General features: G+C 54.4%; 24 protein-coding genes and 1 pseudogene. 20 read left to right on the top strand and 5 right to left on the bottom strand.

Translation table 11 applies throughout. The annotated features are described in order from the left end of the window. The first annotated feature begins 10 nt into the window (after nt 1-10). Together VY732_RS16795 and VY732_RS16790 are read left to right on the top strand one after the other, a co-directional pair. Nucleotides 11-1,294 (top strand): nucleotide-binding domain-containing protein, encoded by a 1,284-nt coding sequence (locus tag VY732_RS16795; protein ID WP_331691222.1) that lies wholly within the window; start codon nt 11-13, stop codon nt 1,292-1,294. Nucleotides 1,295-1,300: 6 nt separating this feature from the next. Continuing rightward, the gene (locus tag VY732_RS16790) at nt 1,301-2,029 is read left to right on the top strand and encodes an SLATT domain-containing protein (RefSeq protein WP_331691221.1); all 729 of its coding nucleotides are present in this window, start codon (nt 1,301-1,303) and stop codon (nt 2,027-2,029) included. A gap of 194 nt (nt 2,030-2,223) precedes the next feature. Here VY732_RS16790 and VY732_RS16785 read toward each other — a convergent pair whose 3' ends face one another. Further along, on the bottom strand, nt 2,224-2,586 hold the full coding sequence (locus tag VY732_RS16785) for a DUF6124 family protein (RefSeq protein ID WP_331691220.1): 363 nt from the start codon (nt 2,584-2,586) through the stop codon (nt 2,224-2,226). Nucleotides 2,587-3,175: 589 nt separating this feature from the next. Here VY732_RS16785 and VY732_RS16780 point away from each other — a divergent pair. The 4 genes from VY732_RS16780 (at nt 3,176) to VY732_RS16765 (ending at nt 6,154) form a co-directional block, all read left to right on the top strand. After that, nucleotides 3,176-3,577: a hypothetical protein gene (locus VY732_RS16780; protein ID WP_331691219.1), complete on the top strand. Its 402-nt coding sequence runs from the start codon at nt 3,176-3,178 to the stop codon at nt 3,575-3,577. A 169-nt stretch (nt 3,578-3,746) separates the two neighbouring features. After that, nucleotides 3,747-4,427 (top strand): hypothetical protein, encoded by a 681-nt coding sequence (locus tag VY732_RS16775; RefSeq protein ID WP_331691218.1) that lies wholly within the window; start codon nt 3,747-3,749, stop codon nt 4,425-4,427. Beyond that, complete coding sequence (locus VY732_RS16770; protein WP_331691217.1) at nt 4,424-5,392, top strand: alkaline phosphatase D family protein; 969 nt, start codon at nt 4,424-4,426, stop codon at nt 5,390-5,392. Before VY732_RS16775 ends, VY732_RS16770 begins: the two co-directional genes overlap by 4 nt. Nucleotides 5,393-5,494: 102 nt before the next feature. Beyond that, nucleotides 5,495-6,154: a hypothetical protein gene (locus tag VY732_RS16765; protein ID WP_331691216.1), complete on the top strand. Its 660-nt coding sequence runs from the start codon at nt 5,495-5,497 to the stop codon at nt 6,152-6,154. A 125-nt stretch (nt 6,155-6,279) separates the two neighbouring features. On the opposite strand, the gene VY732_RS16760 is transcribed toward VY732_RS16765, so the two are convergent. Then, entirely contained in the window at nt 6,280-6,933 is a 654-nt protein-coding gene (locus VY732_RS16760) for a TetR/AcrR family transcriptional regulator (protein WP_331691215.1), read from the bottom strand. Between the two features lie 131 nt (nt 6,934-7,064). On the opposite strand from VY732_RS16760, the gene VY732_RS16755 reads away from it, so the two are divergent. The 14 genes and pseudogenes from VY732_RS16755 to msrA all read left to right on the top strand — a co-directional run bounded on the left by VY732_RS16755 (nt 7,065) and on the right by msrA (nt 22,608). Next, nucleotides 7,065-8,282: an MFS transporter gene (locus VY732_RS16755; RefSeq protein WP_212621807.1), complete on the top strand. Its 1,218-nt coding sequence runs from the start codon at nt 7,065-7,067 to the stop codon at nt 8,280-8,282. Nucleotides 8,283-8,604: 322 nt separating this feature from the next. Then, entirely contained in the window at nt 8,605-9,120 is a 516-nt protein-coding gene (locus VY732_RS16750) for an Hcp family type VI secretion system effector (protein ID WP_007918282.1), read from the top strand. A 126-nt stretch (nt 9,121-9,246) separates the two neighbouring features. Beyond that, nucleotides 9,247-12,153 (top strand): type VI secretion system Vgr family protein, encoded by a 2,907-nt coding sequence (locus tag VY732_RS16745; protein ID WP_331691214.1) that lies wholly within the window; start codon nt 9,247-9,249, stop codon nt 12,151-12,153. Further along, nucleotides 12,150-16,781 carry an RHS repeat-associated core domain-containing protein gene (locus tag VY732_RS16740; RefSeq protein WP_331691213.1) on the top strand — a complete coding sequence of 1,544 codons (4,632 nt, stop codon included), beginning with the start codon at nt 12,150-12,152 and terminating at the stop codon, nt 16,779-16,781. The genes VY732_RS16745 and VY732_RS16740 overlap by 4 nt, the downstream gene beginning before the upstream one ends. Beyond that, on the top strand, nt 16,778-17,344 hold the full coding sequence (locus VY732_RS16735; RefSeq protein ID WP_331691212.1) for a suppressor of fused domain protein: 567 nt from the start codon (nt 16,778-16,780) through the stop codon (nt 17,342-17,344). Before VY732_RS16740 ends, VY732_RS16735 begins: the two co-directional genes overlap by 4 nt. Before the next feature lie 185 nt (nt 17,345-17,529). Further along, nucleotides 17,530-17,604, top strand: a pseudogene (locus VY732_RS16730) (RHS repeat-associated core domain-containing protein); the annotation flags it as partial. A gap of 179 nt (nt 17,605-17,783) precedes the next feature. Beyond that, complete coding sequence (locus VY732_RS16725) at nt 17,784-18,212, top strand: NTF2 fold immunity protein (RefSeq protein ID WP_331691211.1); 429 nt, start codon at nt 17,784-17,786, stop codon at nt 18,210-18,212. 137 nt (nt 18,213-18,349) lie between these two features. After that, the gene (locus tag VY732_RS16720; RefSeq protein WP_331691210.1) at nt 18,350-18,856 is read left to right on the top strand and encodes a DUF4265 domain-containing protein; all 507 of its coding nucleotides are present in this window, start codon (nt 18,350-18,352) and stop codon (nt 18,854-18,856) included. A 338-nt stretch (nt 18,857-19,194) separates the two neighbouring features. Further along, nucleotides 19,195-19,680, top strand: coding sequence for a DUF4265 domain-containing protein (locus VY732_RS16715; protein WP_331691209.1), 486 nt, complete (start codon nt 19,195-19,197; stop codon nt 19,678-19,680). 393 nt (nt 19,681-20,073) lie between these two features. After that, the gene (locus VY732_RS16710) at nt 20,074-20,580 is read left to right on the top strand and encodes a DUF4265 domain-containing protein (RefSeq protein ID WP_331691208.1); all 507 of its coding nucleotides are present in this window, start codon (nt 20,074-20,076) and stop codon (nt 20,578-20,580) included. A gap of 96 nt (nt 20,581-20,676) precedes the next feature. Then, nucleotides 20,677-21,108 carry a DUF4265 domain-containing protein gene (locus VY732_RS16705; RefSeq protein ID WP_331691207.1) on the top strand — a complete coding sequence of 144 codons (432 nt, stop codon included), beginning with the start codon at nt 20,677-20,679 and terminating at the stop codon, nt 21,106-21,108. 127 nt (nt 21,109-21,235) lie between these two features. Next, complete coding sequence (locus VY732_RS16700; RefSeq protein ID WP_331691206.1) at nt 21,236-21,481, top strand: PAAR domain-containing protein; 246 nt, start codon at nt 21,236-21,238, stop codon at nt 21,479-21,481. Between the two features lie 57 nt (nt 21,482-21,538). Beyond that, a complete protein-coding gene (locus tag VY732_RS16695) occupies nt 21,539-21,934 on the top strand; it encodes a hypothetical protein (RefSeq protein ID WP_331691205.1) in 396 nt (131 codons plus the stop codon). A gap of 167 nt (nt 21,935-22,101) precedes the next feature. Next, nucleotides 22,102-22,608, top strand: coding sequence for a peptide-methionine (S)-S-oxide reductase MsrA (gene msrA, locus VY732_RS16690; RefSeq protein WP_258709771.1), 507 nt, complete (start codon nt 22,102-22,104; stop codon nt 22,606-22,608). A 104-nt stretch (nt 22,609-22,712) separates the two neighbouring features. Here the strand turns inward: msrA and VY732_RS16685 are convergent, their stop codons facing one another. The 3 genes from VY732_RS16685 to VY732_RS16675 all read right to left on the bottom strand — a co-directional run bounded on the left by VY732_RS16685 (nt 22,713) and on the right by VY732_RS16675 (nt 24,673). Further along, entirely contained in the window at nt 22,713-23,180 is a 468-nt protein-coding gene (locus VY732_RS16685) for a hypothetical protein (protein WP_254846356.1), read from the bottom strand. A gap of 64 nt (nt 23,181-23,244) precedes the next feature. Beyond that, the gene (locus VY732_RS16680) at nt 23,245-23,958 is read right to left on the bottom strand and encodes a DUF695 domain-containing protein (RefSeq protein ID WP_249122233.1); all 714 of its coding nucleotides are present in this window, start codon (nt 23,956-23,958) and stop codon (nt 23,245-23,247) included. Between the two features lie 64 nt (nt 23,959-24,022). Further along, nucleotides 24,023-24,673 (bottom strand): hypothetical protein, encoded by a 651-nt coding sequence (locus VY732_RS16675; RefSeq protein WP_077572608.1) that lies wholly within the window; start codon nt 24,671-24,673, stop codon nt 24,023-24,025. Nucleotides 24,674-24,756: the final 83 nt, after the last annotated feature.

Here is a 24,756-nt window from a genome sequence, read left to right as displayed (position 1 = left end):
GAACGAGAAATTGAGTATTGCGGAAAAATTTCAGACTTTTCTTTCGAACATAAAAATTGACAACGATGAGCAGATCAGTTCTCGGTATGCCGATATTACGGTATGCCTGAATAAGAATTTTCGTGATACTTCCTCGGCTACTGCAAATAATCTACAGGTTGGATCGTATGGCCGCTGGACAGCCATTCGTGGCGTTTCAGATCTAGATATGATTTACATAATGCCTGATAGTAAGTGGGACAGCTATAACGTTGTTGGTGGTCAGGCGAAGTTGTTGTCGGACACTAAGGATGCGCTAAAAGCTCGGTACCCGAGAACTGACATTTATGTCGATAGTCCTGTCGTACGGGTCTTGTATACGAATTTCCATGTCGAAGTCCAACCCGCGTTCGAGCAAGACGACGGAAGCTTTAAATTCCCCGATACCCGTAGTGGCGGAAGTTGGAAGGTAACAAAGCCTCGGGATGAGATAGAGGCAATGAAGGATACCAATATCGAGAAGAATCGAAACTTACGTCGCCTTTGCAAAATGGCTCGAGCATGGAAGAATAAGCACGGAGTTGCAATGGGCGGACTGCTAATCGATACGCTAGCCTATAATTTTTTGAAGTCGACAAATGCGTACGATGCGAGAAGTTATTTGTATTATGATTGGATGAGTCGGGACTTTTTCAAGTATTTGGCGGATGAGCCGGAGAAAGAGCGATACGCAGCGTTGGGTAGCGGTCAGCATGTGAAAGTCAAAGACGCCTTCCAAAAAGATGCGGGCAAAGCTTATGAACTTTGTGTGAGCGCGATCTCGGTTTCGGGTAGTGACACAGAAAATTCAAAATGGCAAAAGGTATTCGGTGCTCGTTTCCCTGCACCTGAAAAGCAAATGGCCAAGGCATCGAGTCGAGTGTTCCGAGAAACAGAGGAGTTTATTGAGGATCGGTTTCCTGTCGATATTCGCTATAAACTTAAGATTGACTGCGAGGTTACTCAGAACGGATTTCAACCACGCAGGCTTAGGGGCATGTTGGGAAAGAATTTTAAACTCGGCGCACAAAAATCGCTAAAGTTTGAAGTCGCTGACATCAAGGTGCCTGGTACATATGATTTATATTGGAAGGTCCTCAACAGAGGGGACGAGGCTGAGCGTCGCGATTGTGTCCGTGGTCAGATAGTGGAAGACAGTGGGCACCAAGCAGTGTCAGAGCACACAGATTTTGCGGGCGACCATGTTGTGGAGTGCTATGCGGTCAAAAATGGAGTTGTTGTGGCGAAAGATCGCATTCACGTCCCTATTGAGTAATCAGGAATGAACAGAGACGCATTGCTAAAGTCAATCGCCGAGCTAGGTTATAATGTCGGAATTGGCTGCAAGAAGCACTGGGCAACACTTGATGTCGTGGAAAAAATTCCTGGTTTTATAGGGTTTCTTTCAATGGCTGTGGGTATTTTTGCTCTTGTAATAGATGAGCTTAGTGCAAAGATTCCATCGGCGATCATGCTGGTATTCGGTATATGTGCTCTTTATATTTCTTACTATGATCATAAGAAAAAGGACTATGAAGCTGCTGCGCAGAAGCTAACAGAGTTGCTTGACGAGCTCCGGGATCTTTATCGTGAAGTGCAAGGGGTTGCTGTGGCACCCACTCCTGCGCAGGTTGGTCGCCTGCAAGATATTAGAAAGGTCTATTACAATACTTGCCTGAGTAAGCAAATTCTTTTTAGTGACTGGTATGCCCACTACAAATTCTTTTGGCAACATCAGATTGGCTGGATGGATGAGCAGTTGGGATTTAGATTTTTTCGAGACAAGCTTCCGCTTTCACTGATGTTTTGCATTTTGGCAGCTATAGGGTTGACGGCTTACGAATTGCAAGATAAGACAGTTCGAGTTGTGAATAAATTAGAGGCTCGCAATATTCCCGCTGAGAAAATTATTGATAGTTATGCATGGGGTTTTACGATGACTTGGACTGCATGTTCTGCCGCCAAAGTGCTACCCGGCGATTTTTTGAAATTGTCACGAATTACACCGTAGTTTTTGAGGGCTGGCAGGGCTGGGCTTCATTGTCAAAGTGACGTCATAACTCCAGGCCGATAAGAAACTCTTCCTAGGAGGATTATTTGAGTGGCGGTGGAACTCGGAGGAATCGACGATACCTCCGAATTCCGTGGGAAAAATGGGGCGACTTAAATCCTCTTCTTGCCGATAATCGACAGTTGGACCACCGCTTACTCCAATGGCACCACGTTATCCAACGCCCGATTCACCGCCAACTCCCCAAGCATCACCACTTGCGCAATGCCTTGCAGTGTCTTGCGTGCCGGTCCATGGACCAGCCCGATAACATCCCCAAGCATCACCGAAGCCGAGCCGAGTGATTCACTGGCATTCACCAGTAGTTCTTCAGTCTTGGTTTTTGGATTGGCGATAAACATCGTGTTGGTTTGGTACGGGGTGAGCATGATTTCCGGGGCGGGGCCGAGGTAATGGGAGAGGGCGCGGTCGACGGCTTCGTTGAATTTCTTTGCGTCTGGGGATTCGTCGCCCGCGATCGGATCAATTTCTGGCGGATTTGGCGTAATTTTGAACATAGATGAAACTCCTGGGAAACGATTAAGGAGCCATCACACTTCGCTACCAAACGAGGGGTGGCGGCCATGCACAGGTTGGTAGACCGGCCCAGGAGCCCGGCGCGTCCGAGGACGCCCTACGCATGGCCACCATAAAGCGGAGATCAAAAAAACGATCTCTGCGAAAGGTGCGCAATGCGCCTGGGAAAGTCGGGCTACCAAACCCGATCACTGCTATTCAGTGACCGACCCACGATAGAACCCGCCCACCCGGCGCACAAGCCGGCGGATTCTGGCGTAGTCGTAGGCAACGGCGCAAGGCGTTGTAGCCTGTTGGAAGTATTTCGGAATGCTTTTAAACAGGTCGTTTGGAATGCCAGCCGTCCAAGGTCTGACACCCGTAAAAACGCTTCAACTCTTCAACAAAATCAACGCACACCTACCAACCCCGCCAATGGCTTCGACGCCTGTTGACGGCGCTGATGGGCATGTAGATCGGCTCACGGTCTTACAGCATTTGCGTACCGGCAGCGCAACATGCAGGCAGTCACTCCAGCACTTGAAATGGCAATCTACAATCACTGTGGAATGCCATGGAGAGGTTTTGAATATGACCGAAGAACATCTCGTACGCACCAAAGCAATCCTTGTTGCACAAGAAGGCAAATACCGTCGATCAGCCATGCGCTGGAAGTTTGCGTACCGCTTTCTATTGGTTGTTTCGGCGTTATTGGCATCGGCGGCTGCGATCATTTCAAAACTGTCATTTCTGGATGACAAAGCCCTTTCAGCGGATTGGTCTTCCATGCTCGCCGGTACCGCTGCCGTTCTGACAACGTTGCTGGCGGCCCTGGATTTTGAATCCAACTTCCGGATCAACCGCCGGTCACGCCACCAAGTGCAAATACTCCTCCTTGACGCCGAAAAATCCGAGGCAGTCCCGGACAAGCTTCTGGAGGGGTTGCAGCAAGTCGTGAGCCGTCGGACTCATGATCTGGACAAGGCCGACTGAGGCGCAAGGAAGATAGCGGGTGCCGTGAAAAACAACCCGCTCAACGCGCCAATCCCTTCTATAGTCAAACTGCCACCACCACTTGGGGCTTGTCGGAAACTTGCAGTCGACCTTTGCTCGAGACGAACTCGAGAGCCCTCAATAACCCATCAGGGAAATGGAGAGCACCATGGCTTTAGTCGACCCGCGCAATAATGAATATGACGTCAACAAACTCAATACTGCAAGTATCGTTGGGCATGTTGATACCGATAGCGCACGAATCTGGATTCGCGTTTATAAAGCAGGGGAGTGGACGCTCGTCTGGTCCGAAAGAAAGCTGGAAGGGGATTTGTTTTCTCTTGATGGCAAAACCATTGAACAGTTTTTGGCGGATCAGGGCGCCGACCCGCAAAATACGATAGTACACAAATTCAGTGATGGCTCAGACTTGACCAGCACCTTCGATATTACAAGCCTTAAGCCGAACACTACTTACTACTATTACTTGATGAGCCAGAAGTTGGTAAGCCGAAGCCTGTGGCGCCGGACCGAAATTGGCTATCAAAAGACTTTTTCCTTTACCACCATGGCGCAAGTCATGCCCAATTTCAGTTTCGGATTCTATAGCTGTCACGACCCTTTCAATGCAAACAACAGTCTGGGTGCGTGGCCATTGTTTCTCAATAGAGCGACTGACGCTAATGTCAGGTTTGTCATTGGTGGAGGAGACCAGGTCTACGTGGATTGCCAGGAAAACAAGTATTTTCCTGATATCTGGGAGTGGCTCCAGAACAACAAAGATGAATTGATTCAGGCCTATGAAAAAAAGGAAAGCTACAAGGCGCGGAGCTCGACGCGTACCTGTTGAACCTCTACCGCTGGTACTACCGCGTGTACTGGAAATTTCCTCATATGCAGGAGATGTACGCAAATATTCCTCAATATATGATTTGGGACGACCATGAAATCATGGACGGTTGGGGCTCCAGAACTGTTGGCGAACGCCTGGACATTCTCTCCCGGTATTTCAGGGCAGATGATCCTGTCACTGACCAGCAAATCATTGATTCCATGTGGAATGCCGCAAGAACTGCCTACTTCGAATATGCACATAGTCATAATCCACCCACAAATATTGACAAGACAATGCTGAAAACCCCTGGTCAGTGCATTTGGGACTATGGCTTCGTAAAGGGGACGACTCCGTTCTATGTGCTCGATCTCCGCGGCCATCACGATGTAGATCAACCCCGAAACAAGCTGCTTGGGGATGCGCAAATCGAAAGATTTGTAGAGTGGCTGGATTCCGACGCTGTGAAGAAATCCAGGATCGTATTTGTGGTCAGCTCCGTGCCTTTCGTTCACTGGAAATCTTTCGTGATGACGGCGGGTTCTTTGATAGACAGTCTCAGGGATGACCTGATGGATGAGTGGGACCACAAGAGCAACCATGAGGAAAGAAACTTTCTGCTGGAGAAAATATTCGCCGCACTGGATGCCGAAGGCAGAACCCTGGTCTTCTTGAGCGGCGACGTTCATTGCGCCGCCGCCTTCAAGCTTCAGCATCAGAACTATCGTAAGGCAAATGTCTTCCAGATCACTTCGAGCGCCATCTCACGGATGCCCGCTGGCATGGCTGTATATGCTGGAATTGCAAAATCCGGCACGCTGAGTGGCCATGAGAAAGTCCAGTTCGAACACTTGTTCAGCCATTCGGAAGACAAGAATTTCGCTATTTTTCATGTCAACAACAGCGCATCGGTTACCGTTGATCTTTGTTGGCCAGGCGGCACGGAAGGGGAAGCCGTGATCAAAACGATCCAGCTGAAATAACCCTCGCGCCAACACCGATTTCGTGAGTGCCACGGCAACCTCGGAATCGGATTGGCTTTTGGTATCTGACCGCATGGCGAGTGAACGCCGAAGGTGAGGAACATGACAAAAAGACACGTTGGCTCAGTGCTGATCAGCTTCTTGGCGATGGTTGTCGCAGAGTTCGCCGCGGCGGCCGAACGAACGCCCATCAGCAGTTTTCAGGCGCTGGACCTGAAAGACCAAATCAGCTCGGTTGCTGCGATCCTCGGCGTATTGATCACTGTATTCGGCGTGTTTCGAGGCTTGGCAGTAGCACGCAAATCGAATCGCCTGAGGCAGGCTGCGGTGGCCAAGGAAGTGCTTAAGGATCTGTTCACCGACCCGCTGGGACGTTCAGCGATGCAAATGCTCGATTGGGACGGCCGCACGTTCCAGGCAGGGCCGAACAGCCAGACCGTGCACTGGGTCGACCTGCAACCGGCATTGGTGATCCCCTCCAGTTCGACGCAGTTTAATGTTAAGCAACAGTTCATTCGAGATTGCTTCGAGAACTTGTTCGACCACTTGCTGATGATCGACCACCTGATTTCAATCGAGAACATCCACTACGATGACATCAGGATTCCTGTCCAGTATTACGCTGCGAAACTATCCAGACACCCGCTAGTCTTTGATCCCTTCCTGTTGAAGTATGGTTATGCCAAAGCACATGGACTCATCCATCGTTTGGCCAAAGACTACGCGGCACACTCGGAGGCGCTGGACAGCGATCGCAACTGATCGGGAAGATTATCGTGACTCAGTCATTTTTCTGGTAAACGTCAGTACTTCTGTCGCTTCGGTACCCGCGATGAACGCCGCGATCTGCTCTTGCGGCTGGGGAGAAAATTCGAGGTATTAATCGATCAGGTATTCGATGACAGCTTGGTTATCCTTGGGGCCGGGTCGGTGGAAACGGCCATGTCCCACGCTCGCAATACCTGCGTGATCGCCGCGTCAATACTCTCAATTGTCATGGCGTCTCGGGCGAGGATCGATATCCCTTGGAGGAAACTGTCAAACACCGTCGCCAAGGCGACGGCGTTGGTCTCAAACGCTAACTCTCCACCACTCACACCACGTTCGACACACGCAACAATCCCAGCGCGGGTGCGGGCGCGGGAGTGGGTGAGCGCTTCGACGACGCGCGCATTTTCCGGACTCGGCGCGCTCATGACGCCGAGGGTGACCATGCAGCCTTTCGGGTGGCCGTCGTCGCACTGCATGCGTGCTGACTGGCGCAGGGCGGTTTCGATGGCTTGGCGTGGCGGCAGGGTTTCGTCCCACAGGCATTCGGTGACTTGGGCGAAGGTCGTCAGGTAGCGCTGCACGCATTCGTCGAACAGGGCTTCCTTGGAGCCGAAAGCAGCGTAAAAGCTTGGCGCGGAAATGCCGCCGCCTAGTTCAGCCTTCAACAGTGAAAGGGATGTCGAGTCGTAGCCGTGTTGCCAGAACAATTGCATGGCCTGGTCGACGGCGTCGTCGCGATCAAATGCGCGGGGGCGGCCGGTTCTGGCCATAGCTGAAACTCCTCGGAAAGTGATTTGGATACTAGTCGATACATAAGTCGTTGACAACGGGCCTCGGCTGCAGCCAGTATTTTATATCGATCGGTACGCAAGTCTGAATTTCCAAACTCAAGGAGTTTCCCGTGACACCTTCATTGACTCTAACGGCGGCGCCCAAACGCCTGCCCATCGGCGCGCTGCTGGCGCTGGCCATGACCGGATTCATCTGCATCGTCACCGAAACCCTGCCCGCCGGGCTGTTGCCGCTGATCAGCGATGGTCTGGCGATTTCGCCTTCGATGGCCGGGCAGATGGTCACCGCGTATGCGCTGGGCTCGGTGCTGGCGGTGATCCCGATGACCATCGCCACGCGAGGCTGGCGTCGACGCAATGTGTTGTTGCTGACCATCGTTGGTTTTCTGCTGTTCAACTCGATCACGGCGTTGTCGTCGCACTATGGAGTGACGCTGGTGGCGCGGTTCTTTGCCGGGGTTGCGGCAGGTCTGGCGTGGAGTTTGTTGGCCGGTTATGCGCGACGCATGGTCGAGCCGGATCAGCAGGGCAAGGCGTTGGCACTAGCCATGGTCGGCACGCCGATCGCCTTGTCACTGGGCGTGCCGCTCGGCACTTGGCTGGGTGGCCTCGTCGGGTGGCGCACGACGTTCGGGTTGATGTCGGCCCTGACCCTGATGCTGATTGTCTGGGTATTGGTGAAGGTGCCGGACTATCCGCCGCAGCCTGCGCATCAGCGTCTGTCGTTGCGCCGCGTGTTGACCACGCCGGGTGTGCGGCCGGTGCTGGCGGTGGTGATCAGCTGGATGCTGGCGCACAACATTCTCTACACCTACATCGCGCCGTTTGTGGCGCCGGCGGGGCTGGCGGATCGAGTGGACCTGGTGTTGTTGGTGTTTGGTCTCGCGGCGTTGGCGGGGATTTGGCTGACGGCCAAGTTGGTTGAGCCGCTGTTGCGCAAGACCGTTCTGGTGAGTCTGGCCACGTTTGCACTGGTGTGCGTAGGGTTCGGCTTTTACGGACGGGTGCCGGAGGTGATTTATCTGGGCGTGTTGGTGTGGGGATTGAGTTTTGGCGGTGCGGCGACGCTGTTGCAGACGGCTCTGGCGGATGCGGCGGGGGATGGCGCAGACGTGGCGTTGTCGTTGAATGTGGTGGCGTGGAATAGCGCGATTGCAGGCAGCGGGGTGGTCGGCGGGGTGCTGTTGGATCGATGGGGAGTTGCCGCTTTCCCATGGGCGATGGTGGTGTTGGTGGCGGTGGGGTTTGTGATTGCCTGGAGTGCTCGGGCGCATGGGTTCAGAGCGGGGCCGCGTGGGGCGGGAGCGGCGGCCGTGGTTGGGCACTGAAGGTTTTTCAACGCCGCTCATTTTTTGAAGTGCGCAAGAAGTTGCGCAGTGACTTTCTTTTTTTCTCGGGTGAATGCTCTGTAGCCCACGTCGTTATTGGCCTCCAGCCAAGTGCGCAACTTCTTGCACACCACTGCGCAAGAAGTTGCGCACTTCTCTTGGTTTTTCATCGGCTTAGCGTCAAGAAAAGTGAATCGATGGCCGCAAAGCCTTGATCTGTATGGGTTGCATGAAAGCTGGCATGAAGTTTGATGGCTCAAGGCCACTCCGGTGAGCAATGGTGCCCGCCGGGTACGTCTTTTTGAGCAAGGAGAGCATCCCCATGGCAACACCAGCGTACATGTCCGTCACTGGCGAAAAACAAGGCCTGATCACTGCAGGCGCTTTCACCGCTGACTCCGTAGGCAACACCTACCAGGAAGGCCACGAAGACCAGGTTATGGTTCAGGCTTTCACCCACGACGTGATCATCCCGCGTGACCCGCAATCCGGTCAGCCAACCGGCCAGCGCGTGCACAAGCCAGTTGTGATCACCAAGGTCTACGACAAGGCTTCGCCTCTGCTGCAAGCGGCGCTGACTTCCGGCGAGCGCATGAGCGAAATCGTTATCCAGTGGTACCGCACTTCTGCTCAAGGCACCCAAGAGCACTACTACACCACCAAACTGGAAGACGCGATCATCGTCGCCATCAACAACAAGATGCACAACTGCCAGGATCCGGGCAATTCGCACTTCACCCACCTGGAAGAAGTGCAGTTCACCTACCGCAAAATCACCTGGACCCACGAAGTCTCCGGTACTTCGGGTTCCGATGATTGGCGTGCTCCAGTCGTTTAATTACGGCTGATGGTTGTACCGCCCCAACCGGCATGACCGGTTGGGGCGCACTCACTTCTAAAGAATTTTTTGCCAATAGCCCCTTGAGGGCTGTTGCGCGTCGCAGCACTGCGCGAGGAACAAGGGATGTTCTCACCGGCCAACCAGCCTCATTTCAATCTGACCGTCGATGGCATCGACAGCGATTTCCAGGTGCTGTCGTTCACCGGTCGTGAGGCCCTCAACACGCCGTTCGAATTCGAGCTGGAACTGGTCAGTGAAAAGGCCTCGATCAACCTCGAAAGCGTGCTGCACAAACTGGCGTTTCTTCAGCTGTCGCCAACCGGCACTGGCATTCACGGGCTGGTCTACAGCATCGCCCAGGGCGAGGCGGGCAAGCGCCTGACCCGCTACAAGATTTCCCTGCGCCCGCAGCTGGCGTACCTCGCGCACCGGGTCAATCAGCGGATCTTCCAGCAGATGACCGTGCAGCAGATCATCAGCAAGGTGTTGGAAGAACACGGCATCCTCGCCAGCGATTATCACTTCCAGCTCAGCGCGATTTACCCCGAGCGCATCTACTGTGTGCAGTACGACGAGTCGGATCTCGACTTCATCCAGCGCCTGTGCGAGGAGGAGGGGATTCACTACCACTTTCAGCACACCGCCAGCGGCCACAAACTCACCTTCGGTGATGACCAGACGGTGTTCCCCAAACTGGCGCCCGTGGCCTATCAGCAAGACTCCGGGCTGGTCGCGGACAAACCGGTGGTCAAGCGTTTCGGCCTGCGTCTGGCCACGCGCACCAGCCGTACCACACGGCGCGATTACGACTTCGTCAAACCGAAGATCGAGCTGGAAAGCGATGCCAAAAGCAGCGCCCAACCGGATCTTGAGGACTACGACTACCCGGGCCGTTTCGTGGATCGCGACCGTGGCAAGCACCTGGCCAATCGGGCACTGGAACGTCATCGCAGCGATTATCGACTCGCCGAAGGCAACAGCGATCAGCCGATCCTCGTCAGCGGACATTTCCTCGCCCTGACCGACCACGCCAACCCGACGTGGAATGACTTGTGGCTGCTCACCGAAATCTTCCACGAAGGCAAGCAACCGCAAGTACTGGAAGAGTCGGTGACCAGCGACACCACCGACCTCAAGGACGATTTCCACCAGGGCTATCGCAACCGCTTCAGCGCGATCCCGTGGGACGTGCCGTACCGTCCGCCGCTCGATCACCCGAAACCGAAAGTCCTCGGCACACAAAGCGCGGTGGTCTGCGGCCCTGAAGGCGAAGAGATCTACTGCGACCAGTACGGCCGGGTGAAGGTGCAGTTCTTCTGGGACCGCGAAGGCAAGCACGACGACATGACCAGTTGCTGGATGCGCGTCGCGTCGAGCTGGGCCGCGGAAACCTTTGGCTCGATCAATATTCCGCGGGTCGGCATGGAGGTGTTGATCACCTTCTTGGAAGGCGATCCCGATCAGCCGCTGATCACCGGTTGCCTGTACCACGGCGCCAATCTGCCGCCGTACAAACTGCCGGATTTCAAGACCCTGGCCACGGTCAAGAGCAAGGAATACAAGGGCAGCCGCGCCAACGAATTACGCATCGACGACACCACCAGCGAGATCAGCATCGCGCTGCGCAGCGACCACGGCGCCAGTGCGATCAACCTCGGCTACCTGACCCATCCGCGCCCGAGCGGTGGGCAGCCGCGCGGCGAAGGTTTTGAGTTAAGAACCGACCGCCACGGTGCGGTGCGTGCGGGTGCGGGTCTTTTGATCACCACGGAGCCACGGCCGAACGAATCCAAGCACCACAAGGATCTGCCGGAAACCGCTGAACGCCTCGCCACGGCCAGCGATCAGCAAGACGGTTTTGCGGTGCAAGCCAAAGAGCTGCAAGCCCAGGAAGCCGGCGATCAGGACGACGTCGCCAAAGCGCTGCACGCCCAGCACCAAGGCGTACTCGGCAGCGGTCCAGCCAACCTCACCGCCAACGAATTCCCCGAGTTCACCGAGCCGCATCTGGTCCTCGCCAGCCCCGCGGGCATCGCCCTGACCACACCGCGCTCCAGCCACATCGCCACCGGCGAACACCTGGCATTGAGCAGCACCGGCCACACCAGTCTGTCGATCGGCAAACGCCTGCTGGCCAGCGCCAGTCGTGGCATGCGCCTGTTCGTGCAAAGCATGGGCTGGCGGCTGGTCGCAGCGTCCGGCGACATCGATGTACGCGCACTGAAGGACAGCATCAACCTGCTGGCCAAACTCAACATCACCGCCAACGCCGACCGCATCACCATCACCGCGAAAACCGAACTGGTGATCCAGGGCGGCGGCAGCGCCACCACTTACAACGCCGGCGGCATCACCCACGCCACCAGCGGCCCGTACACCGCGCACGCGGCGAACTTCGCCTACACCGGGGCGAAAAGTCTCGCCGGGGTATTTCCGGAACCGCCGAAACCGGGCAAGGGCAATCTGGAGTTGTTCAACCAGTACGCCGGGCGCCAAGGCATCAAGGAAGGCGATTACGAAGTCATCGATGCGCTGGGCAAAAGCATCAAAGGCAAGCTCGACGGCAAGGGTTTCGCCAGTGTCGCCGGTGCTGCACCGGGGCCTGCGCGGGTGCTGTTCGGCAAGGATCCGGCGGACACCTGGAGCGATGGCAGTTACATCGGCAAGCCGGAGTGGCCGTTGAATCCGCCGGGGGCCGAAGACGTGCCGAGTCAGGTGCAAGCAATGGTCGCTCAAGTGTTGCCGAGCAAGAGTTGGGACCTGTTGGAGAAGGGCAAGGACATGGCGCAAACAGGGATGAGTGCGATGCAGACGGCGCAAGGTGCGATGCAAACGGCGCAGCAAGTGAAGGGTGTGGTGCAGGGCGGCGTGGCCGGGTTGCCGAAATTGGCGAGTGCGGCCATGCCGAGTGCGTCGGGGATTTTGGGGGCGGCGGGTAAGGCCGGCAAGTTGCCGAGCCTGCCTGCACCGAGTCTGCCAAAACCTTCCTTGAAAACCCCGGGCCTGTTGGCGGGTGAGATGCTGTCATGACTACTGAAGTAGCTGCTGTAAAACGTGAACCTCAAGTTGCCATCGTTCCCCTGAATGCCATCGACATTCAGGATGTCGCCAGCGGTGCGGCAACCTTCGACGCCTGGCTGCAATCCGCCAGTGGTGGTGTGGTCACTCTCGACCGGATCAAGAATGTCGCCGGGGCCTTACCAGTGGTGGGCAACATCATGGCGTTGGTTGATGCGCTGGGTGACATCGTCACGCTGTCGAACGCGCAGAAACGCGACCTGTTGGCCTGGGCCAGTCTGGGCATCAACCTGATCGGTGTTTTGCCGCTGCCACCGGCGATGGCGGCAGCCCGTATGACCCTGCGTCCGACACTGTTCCTGGTGCGTCAGGAGATGAAGGCCAGCAGCAAGATGCTGCTCAGTTCATCGGTCATCGAAGTCCTGATCGGCCACTTGAACGAGTCCATCATCGGCACCCTCGATGACTTCGTTGAACAGGCCAAAGGCAAGCTGCCGGGTATTCTGGCGGACGCTGGCAAGCTGGGCGAGGACGTCATTAACGAAATCGCCAAAGGTCTCGATACGGTGGCCAATGGCAAGCTTGATGCCAAGGGCGATCTCAATGCGGCCGGCGCACAAGCGAGTGCAGCGGTCGATCAATTCAAGAATGATCCCCTTGCATCGTTCGGCAACATCTTCGGCGCCGCTTGCAGCGCTTATAAAGCCGCAGGCAAAGGTTTGGCCAACAGTGCAGCCGATCACCTGCTGCCCGATGACGTGAAGAAGCGGGTTGCTACGGAAACCGCAAAACTGCGAGCGATGGGCCCGGAGCTGCGCACCCAGTTGAGTAAGCTGGACGACGAGTCCGTTCAGAACTCCATCGGCTGGTTGCTGTTGATACTGTCCAGTGCCGTGGCTCTGTGGCGCAAGCGCAATGCCCATGGTCAAGGGGCCGGTGTCAAACCAGATCAGACCAGTCAGGCCAAGCGCACTGCCTCGGAAGGGGCGCTGGGAGCGACGGGCCGACAGGCTCCGGCGACTCACGCCCCTAATCCGAAAAGAAACTGTGCCTGCTCCAGCACCCGTCACAGCATTAACTTTGCCCTGGGTTCGGAAAGCCTCAGCCATACCGATTTCAGTTTACCCGGGGCTTTCCCGGTTGTGTGGATGCGTACCTACAATTCACGTTTGGGTGCATACGACCAAAACGAACTCGGCGCCCGCTGGATCAACGAGTTCACCACACGTTTCGATTGCGTGGATGATGGCCTGACCTTCTACGGCGCCGATGGCCGCGATCACAGCTATCCGTTGCCCAAAGTCGGTCTGTTCCACTACGACGCCATCGAAAGTATCACCCTCGTTCGTGCCAGCGAAGATCAGTTGCTGGTGTGCCGTGGTTTCGAGCGCAAGGAAACCTACGTCCGCCGTGGCCAGCGCTATGTGTTGACCAATATTTCGCTGCGAAATGGCGCCGGGATCATGCTGCACTACGAGCATCGTCACGATGAGCAGTCGGTGCTTTCGGACTTGATCACTTATCAGGAAAACGACTTCACCAAAGTCCACCTGCACCTCGGCACGCTGATCGACGATCACGGCCGACTGACCGGTCTCTGGGAAATCCGCGACGGTGAACCGCAGCGACAACTTTGCGCCTACCAGTACGATGCCTATGGCGACCTGATTCAGGCACAAGACGAGAACGGTGCAGTCTGGTCGTATCAGTTCGAGAATCACCTGATCACCCGCTACACCGACCGCACCGGGCGCGGCATGAACCTGCAATGGGACGGTTCAAGCGCCAAGGCCAAAGCCGTGCGCGAATGGGCCGATGACGGCAGCTTCGACACGCGTCTGGAGTGGGACGAAAATATTCGTCTGACCTATGTCACCGACGCCCTCGGCAACGAGACCTGGCACTACTACGACATCCTTGGCTACACCTATCGCATCCGCTACGCGGACGAGCGTTCGGAATGGTTCTTCCGCGACGAGGCGAAGAACGTCGTGCGCCACGTGCATACCGATGGAAGCACGGATCGCTACAGCTTTGACGAGCGCAGCAATCTTCTCGAACATATTCGCGCCGATCACACCGTGATGCATTACGCCTACGACGACCAAGACATGCTGATCAAAATCAGCGATGCCGAGGGCGGTCAGTGGCAACGCGCCTATGACGACCAAGGCAATCTGGTCGCAGCGCTCGATCCGCTGGGCAACAAAACCGAATACGCCTACAACAAGGCCGGTCAGCCCACGGCGATCAAGGATGCCAACGGTAACGAAAAAGCCCTCGACTACAACGACGCCGGGCAACTGGTCGAGTACGTCGACTGCTCAGGCAAGACCAGCGCCTGGGAATACAACGAACTGGGGCAGATGATCTGCTTCACCGACGCTGCTGGAAACGCCACCGAATACGAATACAAGGCCGGCCAACGGGTGCTTATCAAGCACCCGGACAAGACTGAAGAACGCTTTGAACGTGACGCCGAAGGCCGGTTGTTGACGCATGTCGACGGTCTCGATCGCTGCACCACCTGGAGCTACAGCGCGGCCGGTTTGATCGCCGAACGTGTCGATGCCGCCGAGCAAACCCTGCGCTATCGCTGGGACCGTCTCGGACGGCTAACCACCCTGGAAAACGAAAACGAACAATGCGCGCACTTCCACTATGACCCGGTCGGTCGACTGCTGGAGGAAAGCGGATTTGACGGGCGCAGCACTCGCTATCAGTACGACCCGATAACTGGTCGCCTCGCCCAATTGATCAATGGCAAACGCATCATCTCGGCGAGCTTTGACCCGATGGGCCGCCTGATCGAGCGTCGTGCTACCCAGGGCGAGCAGTCACAAAGCGAGACTTTTGCCTACGACGGCAACGGCAATATGGTGCTGGCCGACAACGCCGGCAGCCGTCTGCAATGGTTCCACGACCCGGCCGGCAATCTGCTGCGCGAGCACCAACATTACCTCGGCCTGGAAAAACCCACCGTCGCGATCTGGCAGCACGAGTACGACGTGCTCAACCAACGAGTCGCCACCGTGCGCCCCGACGGCCACCGCGTCAGTTGGCTCACTTACGGCAGCGGCCATCTGCTGGGCATGCGCCTGGACGAGCATGAGCTGATCAGTTATGAACGCGACGACCTGCACCGCGAAGTTGCCCGTCATCAAGGTAACCATTTGCTACAAACTCAAAGCTGGGACCCGGCCGGTCGCTTGCAGGAGCAACTGCTGGGGCGCAGCGATGACAAAAGCACTCTGCTCAAGCGCGAATACAAATACGACGCTGCCGGCCAACTGACTGACATCAACGACAGTCGTCGCGGCCCGCTCGCCTATCGCTACGATCCCGTCGGCCGACTGCTCAGCGCCGTGACGCGTCAAGGCGTTGAAACTTTCGCCTTCGACCCGGCCGGTAACCTGCTGGATGACAAGACTGCCGAAATCCGTCGCCCACTGGATCTGACGCCACCGCGCAGCAAACTGGTCGACAACCTGCTGCGCGAATACGCCGGCACCCACTACGACTACGACGAACGCGGTAATCAGATCCAGCGCTGGCACAACGGCCAACGCAGTGATCTGCGTTGGGACCTGTTTGATCGACTGGTGCATTTCGAAGATCCGCGCCTGAGCGTGGATTTCGCTTACGACGCACTGGGACGCCGCCTGTACAAAAACTCCCGAGCGCACTACAAACAGCGCCCGGAAGCCGGTTCCCTCTGGAACAGAAACGAGCACGCCCGCAAACAGCGTGAACTGGGCTGCGGTTTTACGCTTTACGGATGGGACGGCGACAATCTTGCGTGGGAAAGCAGTCTGGCGCAGGGCGATGGCGAGCCGGGACGCACGGTGCATTACATCTTTGAACCGGGCACCTTCATACCCGTCGCTCAAGCTGTGCGCCACGCGCCGATCAACCTCATGGGCCAGCCGGATTACAGCGGTGAATACAGCCTTGATGAGGATCCGTTGTGGAATCACAAAGCCACGGCATTGCCGTTTGATGCGTTGGCCTGGTACCAGTGCGATCACCTGGGAACACCGCAGGAACTGACGGACTCACACGGCAATATGGCTTGGACCGCGCAGTATAAGGCGTGGGGGCAGGTGACGGAGCAGCGTTCAGAATGGGCGCGACAGCATGGTGTGACGAATCCGATACGGTTCCAGGGGCAGTATCACGATCATGAGACTGGGCTGCACTACAATCGATATAGATACTATGATCCGAGGGTTGGGCGGTTTATTTCGCAGGATCCTATTGGCTTCGCGGGCGGCATTAACATCTACCAGTATGCGCCAAACGCCAATGGTTGGATTGATCCGCTTGGATTGGTTAAAGGTACAAATGAAAAAGGTCAGGTCACGAGTCGTGGAGGATGGAGAAAGGCATCTGTAAGGGACGCATGGAATAGTGCCCTTCCCGGACCGAACGGAGGCAAAATCTGTCCTGTGTGCGAAACAGAAGTAGAAGTTGCCCCAGGAACAGGTCCGCGAGATTGGGATATGGATCACCATCCCGATCCGTGGAGCAAAAGAGATTTCCCAGACGGCGTAAGTCGAAAAGAGGTTCTCGACAATTACCAGACGGGCGTTATTCTAAAATGCCCATCCTGCAACCGTAGAGAAGGAAATCGAAAATGAGCATTATTGAACATATAGAGAAGCACTTTGGGAAAATTTACCAAGGGTGGGACTTTTCTGAAGGTGCACATTCTTATCAAGTAGTTGAGTGTCGGGATGGTAGTGTGGAAGGTGTTGTCACATTTTGTACGCTAGGCCTTTCACATGTAGGGCTTAAGTCTTCGGTGTCTGCACAAGTAATACACCACGAATTGTTATTGTCTATTGATCAGAATGAGATTCCCAAGAATGCAGTGGCAATCGTAAAGCAACTTGCAGATGATGCTATTGGCTCCACTTACGCCTTGTTGAATAATCAGTTAATACAGAGGGGGGGAGTTGTTTTCGATGATTACTCGCTCTCTGCTGTATGGATCAAGCCTCCGGTTTTTTTTGGAGATGAATCATTTTCTTATACTGGGCTTGATACGCATGGCCTTACATGCGTTTTTGCGTGGATTGTTCCAGTATTTGACTCGGAACTTAAATATATTGAACAAAAAGGTGCGGATGCTTTTGAAGTGTTGCTTGAAGAAACATCGATTGATTTGTTTTCATTAAGTAGGGATAGCTTGGTCGCTTGAATTTGTAGTGCAAGGTTTCTTTACTCCGTTTTCTGTGGGTCATGGAGATAGGTCGGGATAAAGAGCGTTCTCAGAGGTGGGCTGCGTTTTTATAATTAATTAAACGTAGTCTGTCCTGATAAAAAAACGGGGGGCGTAACTTTGACTGTAATACGGACGACGCTGGCCATGCCATCAGAAATCGATTGGGTGGAAGCGGTGGTAAGGGGAACATTTTTCCTCAAGCCCCTAGTGTTAACCGTGGTGAGTTCCGTGACTTTGAGGGAGATATTGCCGACGCTGTTAAAGGCGGTAGTAACGTAATAGTACGTGTCACCCTCAGTACGATGAAGGTGCCACTCGACCCCATTCTGTTTTGTACCAGGCGAGAGTTGACGGGGATACTGAAAGTCGGCTATTCCAGAACCCTTGTTCGTGCGATTGTTGATAGGATCGTTTTATGTTACCTAGTGAGCGATTACAAAATTTTCTTTCGCAGATGCATGAGTGGGAGGTGGGATTTCATGCCGAGAAGCGATGCGACGCATATAAGACGGATTCGGGGTATCGGACTAAGGCGAATGAAGCAGCAAAATCAAGGTTGGAAGCGATATTCTCTGAAAATCTGAGTGTGAAAGCTTTAATTGCCCTTGGATCAGCAAGGCTCGATACATTAGGTACTGGACAGCCTCCGGAGTATGAACAGACCATTTTGACTGATACCGAAGAACAGCTAGATAAGGTAACGAATATTCAGGCAGTCAGAAAAAAAGGGCTGAAACAACGTTATCGATACACCGTGATCGGAGAGCGTGATGAACCAAAAATTGATGGGGTTAGCGTTTGGCGCGCTAGCAGTGAGAAATGGGAGCGTCGTCATGCGATTTAGCCCTGAACCGGTCTCTGAAGAAAATCACCTGTGCACGAGTTGATGAAAACTGCTCTGGGACAGACCACGTTTCTGAAGGTTTTTAAACGTGGTTTGCCTAATAAAGTCTAGTCGGCTTATCACCCTGAGCGTATAGAATGAAAGGTACCTTTCACAAGATTGTCTTTGAGTTAACGCCTGACGAGGATGATTATCCTCCTGTATCTGCTGAGTCGATCTGGGGCATCTATGCCGGTGATGGCACCTATATCTTAGACAATACTCCCTATTACGTTTATGGCGTGAGTAAGGGAGATTCCGTGCAGGTAAAGTCCAGTGGCGATGAGATGATAGCTGTGCGTGTCGCAAAACAGGGTGGCCATTCGACTGTCAGAGTTTTTGCCAGTGATACTGAAGAGAAAAGAAAAATAATCGCTCATCTTCATCAGTTAGGTGCCTCGTGCTCAGTTAGTCAGGAAGTGTCGCTGTTTACAGTGGATATTCCCTCAGATTGTGATTTTTTCGCAATCGACAGATATTTGTCTGATATTGCTGATGGGGAAAATACTGCATATGAGGATGCTTGTCTGCAGCACTCAGATATTGAGTCATCTCGTCTAGGGGAGTGCCTGTCATTGGCTTCTTTACCACTACTAGCTCATTGATTGAGTAAGCCCTAGGGGGGCATGGATACAGGCCGTGAGCTGGAGTTTATTAATCGTAGTCTGTCCCTATTAATATCGCCGGGGCCAAGAAGCATGCCGAGAGGAACTATTGGAGGAAAGCGGCTCGGATGACTATGTATGTTGGCGATGTGGCGGTAGTTCGAAAAACCCTAAAGATATGCATTTGGGGCACACCAATGTCCCGACCTCCAAAGGTGGTAACCTTGCGATGGTTAACATCGCCCTTGAAGGCGCTTCGTGTAATCTGAGTGCTGGTAGTAGTGGTTATGTCAAAGAAGGCATGTCGTGTGTTGAACGTGGAAGCTGTGGAGCACCCTATGGTCGATGATCAATCAGCAGAACTCATCCGTGTGTATGCCGGAAAAAACTCAAAAGGTCCAGTATTTGAACAGCTACCGGCTCGCAAAATTGACGAACATACATATGAGCTTCTGTCTTCCCCGGGGCTGGCTTTGAATCTGGCACGAGGAGATATAATTTCGTTAGAAAATCCTCAGACACACGCCGAGGTTTTGAAGAGGGGGGGCAATTTTTGTATCCACATCTACTCCAAACACATTTCGCCAGAGCGGCTGGAGGTGCTTGAAGCGGATGTTGCAAACGAGCTCAACGGTACCTTGGACGGCGTATATAGGGGGAATTTGTCATTAGCAATTCCTGCGGAAAATGGAATGGATAGAGTTGCGAAATTTTTTAACGCCTTCTATGAACAGACCGGGGTTCAGTGGTACTACGCGAACATCTACAAAAATATCGATGATGCAGAAGACGAAACGCTGCTCAATTGGTGGTTGGATAGTTAGAGGGGAATGACTGGAATAAGAATGTGGATTATTTTCGGCAGTAGAACCAGTAGGTGTAGTGAATTTTTCGGGAGCTGCCGTGAAGGAAAGTGCGGAGTTGCGTCCCAGTCCGTCCCAGATAAATATTTGTGAGAAGGACGAACTGGTGGTGCATGCTCCTGAGGAAATGGTTGCCGTCGCCTTGCAGACTGTAGGCCAGTCCCCGGTTTATGACAGCAGAGTTGACTGCCTGAAGGAGGGACTGTTAGCTGGTTCATACACTGCGGTGAGTATTCAGCGGCGGTTGTTTTCTAAACGCACGTTAACTGCTCTGGGACAGACTACGTTTCTGAAGGTTTTTAAACGTGGTTTGCCTAATAAAGTCTAGTCGGCTTATCACCCTGAGCGTATAGAATGAAAGGTACCTTTCACAAGATTGTCTTTGAGTTAACGCCTGACGAGGATGATTATCCTCCTGTATCTGCTGAGTCGATCTGGGGCATCTATGCCGGTGATGGCACCTATATCTTAGACAATACTCCCTATTACGTTTATGGCGTGAGTAAGGGAGATTCCGTGCAGGTAAAGTCCAGTGGCGATGAGATGATAGCTGTGCGTGTCGCAAAACAGGGTGGCCATTCGACTGTCAGAGTTTTTGCCACTGATACTGAAGAGAAAAGAAAAATAATCGCTCATCTTCATCAGTTAGGTGCCTCGTGCTCAGTTAGTCAGGAAATGTCGCTGTTTACAGTGGATATTCCCTCAGATTGTGATTTTTTCGCAATCGACAGATATTTGTCTGATATTGCTGATGGGGAAAATACTGCATATGAGGATGCTTGTCTGCAGCACTCAGATATTGAGTCATCTCGTCTAGGGGAGTGCCTGTCATTGGCTTCTTTACCACTACTAGCTCATTGATTGAGTAAGCCCTAAGGGGGCATGGAGACAGGCCGTGAGCTGGAGTTTAATAATCGTAGTCTGTCCCTATTAATACTCACTCCTTAAGGACCTGAAATGGAAAAGGTATTTTTTAACTTGATCGTCGAAGACGATTACCCTCCTGTCTCGAGCGAAAGCGTTTGGGGCGAAAAAACGGCATCCGACACATTCATTGTGAAGAACATACCGTTTTATTCGAGAGATGCTTGTCTTCATGATGAGGTTGCTATCATCGCCGGTGCAGACGGTGAGCACCTTTTCGATAAGGTCGTCACGAGCAGTGGTAACAGCGCCATTCGTATAATTTTCTTTGCTGAAGGAGTACCTCACATCTCGCCCGTGCTGGACTCCCTAGTCAATATAGGTTGCAAGTGGGAAGGAATGAGTAAGAAATTCTTTTCCATCAACATTCCTGCGGAGGTTTCCTTCGATGAGGCGATAGACCTGCTTGCTGAGGGAAAAGCTAAAGACTGGTTGGATTTCGAGTATGGATTGGTCCGACAGTAGAGACGCCTACCTAGTAGGCGGAGGGTAACCGTCCGGCCAACTCACCTTCCTGACCCCGACGCCAAAGGCGATGGTGTCCACCTAATTTAAGTGGACACCATTTCTAGCCTTTTAAGCGGGTCTTTCCATGCAGTCACAACGCCGATTAATTCGCCTTGCGAGATTTGCAGGCTCTCAGACCGACCTCAACGGCAAGCCGATTGCCGGTGTCGGTCACAAGGTTAGTTGCCCATTGTGCAAAGGCATATTCCCGATCGCCGAGGGCAGCAGCACCTACACCGTCGACGGTACGCCCATCGCCCTCGACGGTATGAAAACCGCCTGCGGCGCTGCGCTGATTGCGAGCGGGCCGAAAGGCGCCGTGATCAGCTAGGCATCAAACATTCTGGATTCAATCAATACCCCCGCTGTAAACCTTAAAGGACTAAACATGAAATACACCGCTTTGATCTTCGCCATGACCGCAGCCCTGGGCACCGCCAGTCTTGCCCATGCGGAAGAGATGGATCCTGCAGCGCTGAAAAATGCCTACGACATGGGGCGCAACTCGGCTGGTTTGATCAACCACTGCGTCGACAAGGGATTCTTGAAAGCTGACAGTACTGAGAACGCCAAGAAGATGAGCGACTATATTAAGGGCATGCCTGGGCCAGTGGACAAAAGTGACGGCGACAAAATCGAAGCTCAGGGACGCAAGGGTGAGATGTTTATGAACGGTGAATACCAAAAGCTCGAGGGTAACCTGCCGCCGACGCTCAGTCTCAAGCAGTGGTGCGAACAGGCGGATCAAGGCATGCGTAATGGCTTGAAGCAAGTAGGTTTGTAAGTGAGTCCGACCTTGTGGCCAGGCTCGAAAAACGCTCGCTGATTGCGAGCGTTTTTTATTCCGCTGCAGGTGCTTGATGTCGTTCTATTGGCTCAGCCCCTTGGAATCCGCCAACCCGCCCTCATAACCATCGCTATACCCAACACCCCGAAGAGGAACGACACGCCATGACCACTCAAACCGAAACCGCCATCCTCGCTGGCGGCTGCTTCTGGGGCATGCAGGATCTGCTGCGGCGCTATCCCGGTGTGTTGCAGACTCGCGTCGGTTACACCGGCGGCGATGTGCCGAACGCTACCTATCGCAACCATGGCGACCACGCTGAAGCCATCGAGATCACCTTCGATCCTGCGGTGATCAGCTATCGGCAGATCCTTGAATTCTTTTTCCAGATTCACGACCCGAGCACGGCCAACCGTCAGGGCAACGACCTCGGTCGCAGCTATCGCTCGGCGATTTATTACCTCAGCGAAGCGCAACGTGATATCGCCGAGGACACCGCTGCCGATGTTGATGCGTCAAAACTATGGCCGGGCCGCGTGGTGACCGAAATCGAACCGGCGGGGCCGTTCTGGGAAGCAGAGCCGGAGCATCAGGATTACCTTGAGCGTATTCCGAATGGCTACACCTGCCATTTCATTCGCCCGAACTGGAAGCTGCCGAAACGCGGGTGAGGGGGCACGCCGCTCATTCAGCGCCACTTCAGTGGTTGCGAGGCTGAATGAGTTTCCGACTTCGCGGGCAAGCCCGCGAAGCGGCGAGTGCCCATAGCGCCGTTTTAACCCTGCGCTTGATCCTTCAAATCATCCAGCGCATCGATGATCGCCTCATCGCTGTCGGCCATTGCATCTCGCATATCTTTAGCGAGGGTGCTCTGGACGGCCATGAATTTTTCGGCCAGATCGCGGCCCTTTTTCGAACTCAGGATGATCGTCATCGCTTGCTCGGGATGCTGGTTGGCGCGAGTCAGCAGGTCAAGCTCATCGCTGTTGAAGTGATTGGCATAGATTTCCACGACCATGCCCTTCAGGTCGTCAGGATCGATGTTCTCTCGCACGACGTTGCGAATTTGCTCGTGTTCGAGCATCGGGTAGCGGGAGGCATAACCGCTGGACGCGGTCTCGACCATGCTGGTGTATTGCTTGGTCATGCCACTGGACTCGACGAACGCCTGCGCCTTGTCCTTGTTACCCCCACAACCCGCCAGCGCCGCTGCGGCCAATACAGCCAGCATAATTTTTTTCATGCCCATGAGCATTTTTCCTTTAATGATCTGTAAGTGCAGAGAGCGCCACAAGTGTCCCTGTCTCTCACTCCAAACACCGTTTCGGGGTAATGCGGATTTCTCCGGACGGGTCGGCACTATTGGCCCTCTCGGCATTGCGCGCAGGCTCTTTACGACCGCTCCATTCGACAGGATAAGGTCCGCTCGGTGCCAGCAGCGCCTGCATTTGGTTCATGAAATCAGTGTCACTTCGGGCGTAGAAGATCCACTCCCGACGGTGTTCTCCAGTGACCGTGCACACCCACTTCGCGAGCCCGTCATCCACCGCGGCCGACAGTAAAAGGGCCTCCATCTCATTCATGCGTACAAGATCACGAGGTCTCGGCAGGAGTTTCCTGGAGGTGTAATTCCAGCGGACTTTCATCTTGAACGGTAGCGCCTGCTGCTCCGTCGCGGAAATTGAGCGAGCAGTCTGGTAACTCATGGGGCTGGGGGTGTCCGGATAGTCGGACTCCTGAAAAGTTTCCTCGCCCGGCTCGGCTAGGCGCATTTGCGGGTAAAGATCTGGGCCATTGCCAAGAATGGCATTGAGTGCAGCAGCGCGTTCGTCATTACGGTCAACCACGCAGTCATCGTAAGCGGCACTGTGGAGTGGGCCTTCATCCAGGCATGGGTCGCGTTCGATCGGTGGCGGGGGATGGGAGCAGCCCGTGTTAAGCAGAGCTGTCGATGCCAGCAGCAAAAACAGCGGCCAAGCGCGATTCAGGGTGTTTCGATTGTCGGGTTTAACGTCATTCACAACATGCCTTCCTTGGGAGGGGCGAGTACTGGTTTGGAGTGGAAGTGATCGAGCAGTGTCGCCATTAATGCCGACTGACCTGCTTGAGCCAGTTCCAGAAGGGGTCGTTCGATTCGCTCACATCCATGCACTCTGTACCGCCGACCAGATCCGCTGCTCGCGCCGGTATGCCCAGCCCGAGCGTTCGCTCGACGTGGCTTCGCAACAGAAGAGGCGGTGGAGGGTAATCGTCTCCGGCGCATTCTTTTTCGCGTACTTCATCCGGGGTCAGTTGAAACTGCTCCGGCCAGCAGAGCTCGTCGTAACCGATAGCCAACAGCCTCAACAAGTCTTCAATCGTGTCGGTCAGGACGCAAAGCATCGTTGACCCTGAACCTGATCCCAGATGGACGAATCGCTGTTGCCCGCTGTCGTCCAGCCACAGCCCGGCCCCGGAGCCGTCCCCACCGGTTCTGAGGAACAGGGTCAGGCGCTGGTTTACGTCAGGATCATTGCTGTTAGTCCAGCGGGCGGTGTCGGCAGGTACTGGCAGGTAAAAAGCGGTTGTCGCCACATCGCTGTGTGCAGGGTCAGGATGCAGCGTCATATAGCGCGTGCCATCGCGGTGACTGCGCACGCAGCCATGTTCTTCCAACAACTCAAGTGCTTGGCGAAGGCGTGCGGGCATTGGATTGCCCGCAGGGAAAGCGGCCGCCATTTCATCGGTGAAGTTCATTCATTTCCTGACTTGGTGGGCATTGTAGAGGGTTGCGTGCCGGTTCAAACGTCGTCTCGTCGAGAAGCCAAGGTCCCGGTGTA

The sequence above is a fragment of the Pseudomonas sp. ZY71 genome (genome assembly GCF_036542145.1).
GTDB classification, from domain to species: domain Bacteria; phylum Pseudomonadota; class Gammaproteobacteria; order Pseudomonadales; family Pseudomonadaceae; genus Aquipseudomonas; species Aquipseudomonas koreensis_A.
Note: the sequence above shows the minus strand (reverse complement) of the source record. Positions and strands in the feature narration are given on the sequence as shown.